General features: G+C 54.2%; 7 protein-coding genes. 5 read left to right on the top strand and 2 right to left on the bottom strand.

Translation table 11 applies throughout. The features are described from left to right. The first annotated feature begins 8 nt into the window (after positions 1 to 8). The 5 genes from HQL52_11725 (at position 9) to HQL52_11745 (ending at position 6240) form a co-directional block, all read left to right on the top strand. Positions 9 to 1892 (top strand): 1-deoxy-D-xylulose-5-phosphate synthase, encoded by a 1884-nt coding sequence (locus HQL52_11725; protein MBF0370114.1) that lies wholly within the window; start codon positions 9 to 11, stop codon positions 1890 to 1892. Positions 1893 to 1913: 21 nt separating this feature from the next. Next, complete coding sequence (locus HQL52_11730; protein MBF0370115.1) at positions 1914 to 2657, top strand: TlyA family RNA methyltransferase; 744 nt, start codon at positions 1914 to 1916, stop codon at positions 2655 to 2657. A gap of 73 nt (positions 2658 to 2730) precedes the next feature. Further along, positions 2731 to 3024: a nucleotidyltransferase domain-containing protein gene (locus HQL52_11735; GenBank protein MBF0370116.1), complete on the top strand. Its 294-nt coding sequence runs from the start codon at positions 2731 to 2733 to the stop codon at positions 3022 to 3024. Beyond that, a complete protein-coding gene (locus HQL52_11740) occupies positions 3011 to 3424 on the top strand; it encodes a nucleotidyltransferase substrate binding protein (GenBank protein MBF0370117.1) in 414 nt (137 codons plus the stop codon). Before HQL52_11735 ends, HQL52_11740 begins: the two co-directional genes overlap by 14 nt. Before the next feature lie 854 nt (positions 3425 to 4278). Further along, positions 4279 to 6240, top strand: a complete 1962-nt coding sequence (locus HQL52_11745; GenBank protein ID MBF0370118.1) for a HAMP domain-containing protein — start codon at positions 4279 to 4281, stop codon at positions 6238 to 6240. 202 nt (positions 6241 to 6442) lie between these two features. Here HQL52_11745 and HQL52_11750 read toward each other — a convergent pair whose 3' ends face one another. Continuing rightward, positions 6443 to 7039, bottom strand: coding sequence for a DUF4276 family protein (locus HQL52_11750; protein ID MBF0370119.1), 597 nt, complete (start codon positions 7037 to 7039; stop codon positions 6443 to 6445). Further along, complete coding sequence (locus HQL52_11755) at positions 7033 to 7542, bottom strand: ATP-binding protein (protein MBF0370120.1); 510 nt, start codon at positions 7540 to 7542, stop codon at positions 7033 to 7035. The genes HQL52_11750 and HQL52_11755 overlap by 7 nt, the downstream gene beginning before the upstream one ends. Between the last annotated feature and the right edge of the window lie 161 nt (positions 7543 to 7703).

The raw sequence follows: 7703 nt of genomic DNA on the forward strand, positions 1-7703 counted from the left end.
ATTCCGCCATGGCCTCTCTGCTGGACACCATCAACGAACCGAAGGACCTCCGGGCACTCCCCGAGGAGGACTTGATCCAATTGGCCCGGGAGGTGCGGGAGTTTACCATCGACACCGTCGCCCAGACCGGCGGCCATCTGGGGGCGAGCCTGGGGGTGGTGGAGCTGACCATTGCCCTTCACCATGTCTTCAACACCCCGGAAGATCGCCTTTTTTGGGATGTGGGTCATCAATCCTACCCCCATAAAATATTAACCGGTCGTCGAGAGCGCATGCACACCCTGCGCAAGCGCCACGGGTTGTCCGGCTTCACCAGCCGCAAGGAGAGTCCCTTCGATCCCTTTGGCATGGGCCACTCCTCCACCTCCATTTCGGCGGCGTTGGGCGCGGCGTTGGGCCACCGCCACAAAGGACTCCCCCACCGGGGAATTGCCGTCATCGGTGATGGAGCGCTCTCCGCTGGCATGGCTTTTGAGGCGCTGAACAACGCTGGACGCTACGATTGCAATCTGATTGTCGTTTTGAACGACAACGAAATGTCCATCTCCCCCAACGTGGGCGCCCTCTCCAGCTATCTTTCCCGCATCTTGAGCGGTCGGGTTTATACCCGCCTCAAGGGGGGAACGGGGCGCGTGCTGGAAAAAATCTCCCCCCCCCTGCTTGATGCCGCCCGCAAGGCCGAAGAGCACATGAAGGGCATGTTGACCCCGGGCACTCTTTTCGAAGAGCTGGGATTCAACTATCTGGGACCGGTGGATGGTCACGACTTTGGCCAGCTGCTGCCCACCCTGAAGAACATTCGCAATCTCAAAGGGCCGGTGCTGCTCCATGTGGTCACCAAAAAGGGGAAGGGATTTCTCCCCGCCGAGGCCAACCCCTGCACCTATCACGGGGTCTCCCCCTTTGATCGTCAAACCGGACGCATCCAGAGCGCCAACGGCGCTCTTCCCAGCTACACCAAAGTCTTCTCCTCCTCTCTGGTGGCCCTGGCCCAGGAAAACCCCAAGATTATCGCCATTACCGCCGCCATGCCCGAAGGGACCGGACTCGACGCCTTTCAGGAACGTTTTCCCCATCGGTTTTATGATGTCGGCATCGCTGAGCAACATGCGGTCACCTTTGCCGCAGGCTTGGCTTGTGAAGGATTCGTACCGGTGGTGGCGATCTACTCCACCTTCGTGCAACGGGCCTACGACCAGATCATTCACGATGTGGCTCTGCAAAATCTCCCGGTGGTGTTTGCCCTGGATCGGGCAGGCCTGGTGGGGGCTGACGGTCCTACCCATGCGGGCACCTTCGATCTCTCGTTCCTGAGGGCCATCCCCAACATCACCCTCATGGCCCCAGCGGACGAAAATGAGCTGCGACGGATGCTGGCGACAGCCGTTGCCATGGGCAAACCGGTCGCCATCCGCTATCCCCGGGGGAGCGCTCTGGGACTCCAAGAAGAACCTGCCGACATCATCCCCACAGCCCAAGGGCGCTGCCTGAAAAAAGGCCAACAAGTCGCCCTGGTCGCCGTTGGTCATCCGGTCCATCAGGCGCTACAAGCCGCTGAAAAATTACAGGATGAAGGCCTCTCCGTTGCAGTCTACGATGGCCGTTTCATCAAACCCCTGGATGAACGCCTGCTGCGGGAAGCTGCCAAATGCCCGGTGGTGATCACCCTGGAGGAAAATACCATACGGGGCGGTTTTGGTGCCGGTGTGCTGGAATTTTACGCCCAGGACGGCCTTCTGGACAAAGGCCAAACCGTGCGCACCTGGGGCTTGCCGGATCGTTTCATCCCCCATGGCAGCCAGGGGGAGCTGCGGGCTGAGGTAGGCATCAGCAGCGAGGAGATCGCCCGCCGTATTCGGGAACTCCTGGCCAAAGTTGCCCCCCCCCAATAACCTTCATCCCCAGATCTTCCCTTGCCCCCTCCCAAGCGCCAACGTCTCGATCAAGCTCTTTTGGATCGGGGGCTGGTGGCCGATATCAAAGAGGCCCGAAGCCTGATCATGACCGGTCAGGTGCTGGTGGCTGAAGGGCGTATCGATAAACCCGGTCACCCCATCTCCCTGGAGACCCCCATTCGTTTAAAAGAGCAGAAGTGCCCCTGGGTCTCACGGGGTGCCTTCAAGCTTCTCCAAGCCCTTGATACCTTCAAAATCGACCCCACCGGTTGGCGCTGTCTGGATGCCGGGGCTTCCACGGGGGGGTTTGTCGAAGTATTGCTGGATCGGGGGGCCGCTCAGGTCACTGCGGTGGATGTGGGGTATGGACAGCTGGCCTGGAAGCTGGTTCAGGATCCACGGGTGCAGCTGCTCGACCGCACCAACATTCGCCACCTCACTCTGGAAAAGATCCAGCAGCCGGTGGATCTGGTCACCATGGATCTCAGTTTTATTTCCCTGACCCGGGTGCTGCCGGTGGTGGCCAAGCTCCTGAAACCCCATGGCCGGGGTATCGCCCTCATCAAGCCCCAATTCGAAGTAAAAAAAGAACAGGTCAGCCAGGGGGGACTCGTGGAAGATCCTCTCCTGCACCAGCAGGCTATTGAAAAAATCCACCAATGCGCCACCGAGATGAACCTTCAGGAACAGGGCCTGACCCCCTCTCCCATCAAAGGCCCGGCGGGCAACGTGGAGTTTTTGTTTTATTTCGGCAAGCCCTGACCCTCCCCCCCCTACTGCCTCCAGCCACAAAAAAGCCCCTGCTTTTCATTCAAAACAGGCTATCATCCCCATCATGGCCATTCCCCAAGCCCTTGAGGCAATCATCCAGCAACTTGCCGCCCTCCCCCATGTGGAGCGGGTGATTCTATTTGGCTCCCGGGCCAGGGGGGATCATGATGAGCGAGCTGACATCGATCTGGCGGTGGCCTGCCCGAATGCTTCAGAAAGCCAATGGAGCGACATCTGGCATCTAACCGACCAAGCCCCCACCCTGCTTGAAATCGACTTGGTAAGACTGGAGGGAGCCCAGCCAAAACTTCTGGAAAACGTTCAAAACGAGGGAGTGGTTTTGTATGAACGCCCCTGACATCAAGGTCAAGACCTCCCTTGCAAATCTTGAGCGGGCCTTGAATCGACTGGGTGAGGCACTGGCGGAACCCGAGGAAAACCCCCTCAGGGTGGATGCGGTCATTCAGCGTTTTGAATTTGCCTGGGAGATTTTCTGGAAAAGTCTCAAACGAATCCTGGCACAGGAAGGCATCGAGACCCACACCCCCAGAGAGGCCTTGAAAAAGGCTTTTGCTGCCTACTGGCTTAAAGATGAGACCGTCTGGCTCAACATGCTCAAAGATCGCAACACCACCTCCCATGTTTACGATGAAGCTGTGGCCAAAAAAATCGTCGAGAGAATAAACGACCACTATTATGGAGAGATGCGCCAAGCCCAAGGGGGGCTAACTGCACGGTTTGGCAGGAGAGAGTCCTGAGGCGTTCTACCAGCAATCCTCATCGTTACATCAAAAAACAACGCTCCCTGGCCACGTTGACGACAAGACTGAAAAGCCTGCAAACCTCATTTGACTTTTTATCCAAACCGTCAGCCAACATAATCCTATCCATCCCCTTTTCACACACCAGGCTGAAAAACTTCAACAGCCATTGTCCATGGTGACAATCATGGGCCACAAGTAAACACGAAGCCAACCAACCCGCCCGAAGCAAGAATAAATTCCAATCACAATATTGCCGCAAACGTTTCAGCATTTCACAAAATTGTCAGGAGTATAATCAACTGGTTTTTCATGGCAGTTTCTGGCAAAGTGCTATTAAAATATTGACACTTTGAAAAAACTGGACCCGCGAGCGTCTAAACAAGAATCATTCACTTCTTATGGGTGCTCACAAAAGTATCACCAATTCTGTAACGATTTGCCTGCTAACAGGGTGGTTAGACGAACTTTATTATGGACGCAACAGGCAAATCCTTTTAGAGCGTTGAATTAACTCGACGATTATTTGAGGGGAAAAAATGAACGTGAAACATTGGAACATTGGCCCAAAACTGGCTCTCAGTTTTGGCATCATCTGCCTGCTGCTCCTGGCTGTTGCAACCCGCTACCAAACGACCCTGTGGCAGACACAATCCAACTTCCAAAACATTCTCGACCAGGCAGAGCCTGCAAAAAGCCACGCCCTGACCATCGGCCACCTGATGCTGCAATCCCGTCGGGCCGAAAAAGATTTTCTCCTACGCAAAAAAACCAAATATATCGACAAGGTGGATAAACTGGTGGGGGAAGTACGATCCGAGGCCGATAAAATCATTCGGATCGGTGAATCCATGGGGGGTGATGACGGCAACGCCCTGATCAAAGACAGCAAGGCGATTCAAGGCGCCATGGCTGACTATGGGAAAGCTTTCAAGGAAATGGCCCAGAGTTGGCAGATCAAGGGACTGGGACCAAAATTGGGATACCAGGGGGCCTTTCGAAAAGAAGCCCACAATCTGGGACAATTGCTGAACGATTTTGATGTCACCCAGCTGAATATTTTTCTACTGCAATTGCGCCGGGCTGAGAAGGATTTCAGGCTGCGTGGCAAAAGCAAGTATGTGGAAAAGCATCGCCAACTGATCAGCACGTTCGTGGCGACCGTGGATGGCAATGCCATGAGTGCCGCCCACAAAAACCAAATCAAGTCCAACCTGACCACCTACCAAACCGCCTTCGCCACTTTTCTAAAGGAAAATGCCACCGACCGTGGGGCCTCCAAATCAACGATTTCCGCCTTGAGCAAAACAGCCGGACAGCTGGAAAAGGAGCTGTATAAATATTATGTGCCGGCCATCTGGCGGGATTTTTTGGAGATTCGGAAACACGAAAAGGACTATCTCTTACGTGGTGCTGACAAATATGTGAAAAAGCTGGATGCCACCATCGATAAAATTTTGAAAAAGGTGGCTGCATCCAAACTGGAAGAGTCCACCCGCAAGAGCATTCGCACCTCCCTCACCAGCTACCAGGATGCCTTTCACGCCTTGGTGGGTGAAGACAAAAACATCGCCCGGTTGACGGAAACCATGCGCCAAACAGTGCATGCCATTGAACCGATGATCGAGGAAATCATTCAAAACAGTGAACGAATGATGGTTCGGACACAAACCCAAATCCAGAAACAGGTGGACGCGGATTCAACACTGGCCATGAGCCTGACGGGTGGAATCCTTATGATTGCGTTGCTGCTGGGCGTCATCATCACCCGGCACATCATTGCGCCCCTGCACGGCTGCATTGGCAACATCAAGGAAATGGCGGAAGGCAACCTGACCGTTCAGTGCACCACAGACCGACAAGACGAACTGGGACAAATTTTAAACAGCCTGCAGCAAATGATTCTCTCCTTGCGCCGTGTCATTCTGGAAATTCGCACGGCTTCGGACAATGTCGCGGCTGGTAGCACGGAGTTGTCCCAATCGGCCAACACGCTTTCCAACGGTGCAACGGAACAGGCTGCTTCGGTGGAAGAGACCTCCTCAGCCATGGAAGAGATGTCCTCAGGCATTGAACAAAACACCAGCAATGCCCAGCAGACCCAAACGATCTCCTCCAAAGCATCCATAGATGCCGAAGAGACTGGTAGTTCGGTCACCGAGGCGGTGACCTCCATGAAGGAGATCGCCACCAAAATTTCCATCATTGAGGAGATCGCCCGCCAGACCAATCTGTTGGCCCTGAACGCCGCCATCGAAGCGGCCCGGGCTGGTGAGCACGGCAAAGGGTTTGCTGTGGTGGCTGCCGAGGTGCGTAAACTGGCCGAACGGGCGCAAAGCGCTGCTGGTGAGATCACCCAGCTCGCTTCCTCCAGCGTCCAGGTGGCTGAAAAAGCCGGAAACAATCTGGTCGCCCTGGTGCCGGACATCCAAAAAACCGCCGAACTGGTTCAGGAAATCGCTGCCGCCAGCCAAGAACAAAACAGCGGTACCGGCCAGATCAATCAAGCCCTGCAACAGCTCGACCGGGTCATCCAGCAAAATGCCGGCGCCTCGGAAGAGATGGCGGCGACAGCTGAAGAGCTTTCAGGGCAGGCGGACAAGCTTCATGATGCCGTCGGATTTTTCAAGCTTGGGAATGAAGGTTCCAGCCCCTCCCAAAACCAAGGAACTTCCGCAGCACAGAGACCCAAGCAGATCCCTGCCAGAAAAGCGCCTGCTGCCCTGCCTGCCCCCGGAGGCCAGTCATCCCAAGGCGGAGCCAACCTGGATCTCGGTAGCGGTTCTGGAGATGATGCGTTTGAAACATTTTGATGGCAAGAGGATCAGAGTCGAAATCCGATGAAGGCTGAATGATCTTTTGACACGACATCCACCCCCGGCAGGGAAACCCATGATTCCCCTGCCGGGGGTGGGTGGCATCCACGGCTAGGTTTTTGGATAGGTGAGGATCCCCGACTGGCCAGACAATTTTCCGGGAGCGCCTACCATCTTGAATACTCCTCAAACGCCCCGATCATCCTCCAACCATCTCTCCGGAAGATTGCGCCAGCCTCTTGAGTGTATCCAAAAAATAGGTGGCGCTGGGGCAGGCGGGGTGCCGGGCTGCGCGTTCGATGGAAAAATCGTAATAGTTGATCATTCTTTTGGCAAAAGTCAGCTTTCTCTTGCCCGGACCAGCTGTATTCAGACGATCAGCGATTTTTTTTAGGTGATTCCATGGAAGATCGGACATCTCCTCAGGTGATTCCATTGAAAATGATTTTCCCAACCATTTTTCCATCGCTTTAGCATCAGCCAGAAACCAGGATTCTAAGGCTTTTTTTGCGAGGCAAACAGCATCACCATCATTTCCAACACGCATTTTTGTGGCTGCAACACATGGATCACATTCCAAATCGGCCAGAATGAGCACGAATTCTGGCTCTGCCTTGGTTCGGCAATCCTCAACGAACGAAGAAAGATTTTTTTGACAGAGGTTGCCGTTCCCCTCTGCATTGATGATCGGATCACAAACGAAAATGCCATTTTGGGAAGCCCAATTACGGAAGTTTGAAGATTCCAGAAAAACCTTTTCCGAAGCTCCTTCCACAACGAATCCCACTTTTACCATGGGAGGCCACCACCGAACACATTGCAGAGCCAACCATCCACCATGGAGAGTGAATCACTAGCACGAGCTGGCGCTTGTTTGATCTGGGTACGCCCCTCTTTTTTATCCACCAGCCACAACTCACCGGGCTTGCACTTGCGGACCACCATTTCGTTGTGGGTGGTCAGCCAGATCGGTCCATTATTGTTGGCTTCCTCCCGAAAAACATCGACCATTTCACCAGCTACCTGGGGGTGAATCTCCCGTTCGGGTTCCTCTATCAGAGTCATGCCCGGATTCTTCCGATCTAATATAGCCACCAGCAAGCTTAAAAGGTGAATGGTCCCATCCGAAATCAAATGAGATGGGAAAGGACGAGAGGAATGCTCTTCAATGAAAGTCAGTACCCTACTACCATCCAATCTTGCAGTCTCAGCCTTGATACTACTCAAACCCGGCACGAAGAGTTCCATCAAATCCAGGATTTCTTCCCGGATGCTTTCATCCTTTTCCAAGCGAGCCATCACAGCAGCCAGATTTGATCCCTCCTGATTAAGTTTGGAGGGATCCATCTTGAAGCTGCTTGCACTGCTGGCTAGCATAGATTCGATCCGAAAAAAACCTGACCCTCTCAGAAGATGTCCCAACCCTAAGGGGACACGAAGTAAACGGAAGGCGGATAGAG

Source organism: Magnetococcales bacterium (genome assembly GCA_015232395.1).
Classification (GTDB): domain Bacteria; phylum Pseudomonadota; class Magnetococcia; order Magnetococcales; family JADFZT01; genus JADFZT01.

Coding starts and splice junctions, on each gene's coding strand:
- HQL52_11750 (MBF0370119.1), bottom strand. CDS start 7,039: ATGGTAAAAGTGGGATTCGTTGTGGAAGGAGCTTCGGAAAAGGTTTTT.
- HQL52_11725 (MBF0370114.1), top strand. CDS start 9: ATGGCCTCTCTGCTGGACACCATCAACGAACCGAAGGACCTCCGGGCA.
- HQL52_11745 (MBF0370118.1), top strand. CDS start 4,279: ATGGGGGGTGATGACGGCAACGCCCTGATCAAAGACAGCAAGGCGATT.
- HQL52_11755 (MBF0370120.1), bottom strand. CDS start 7,542: ATGGCTCGCTTGGAAAAGGATGAAAGCATCCGGGAAGAAATCCTGGAT.
- HQL52_11735 (MBF0370116.1), top strand. CDS start 2,731: ATGGCCATTCCCCAAGCCCTTGAGGCAATCATCCAGCAACTTGCCGCC.
- HQL52_11740 (MBF0370117.1), top strand. CDS start 3,011: ATGAACGCCCCTGACATCAAGGTCAAGACCTCCCTTGCAAATCTTGAG.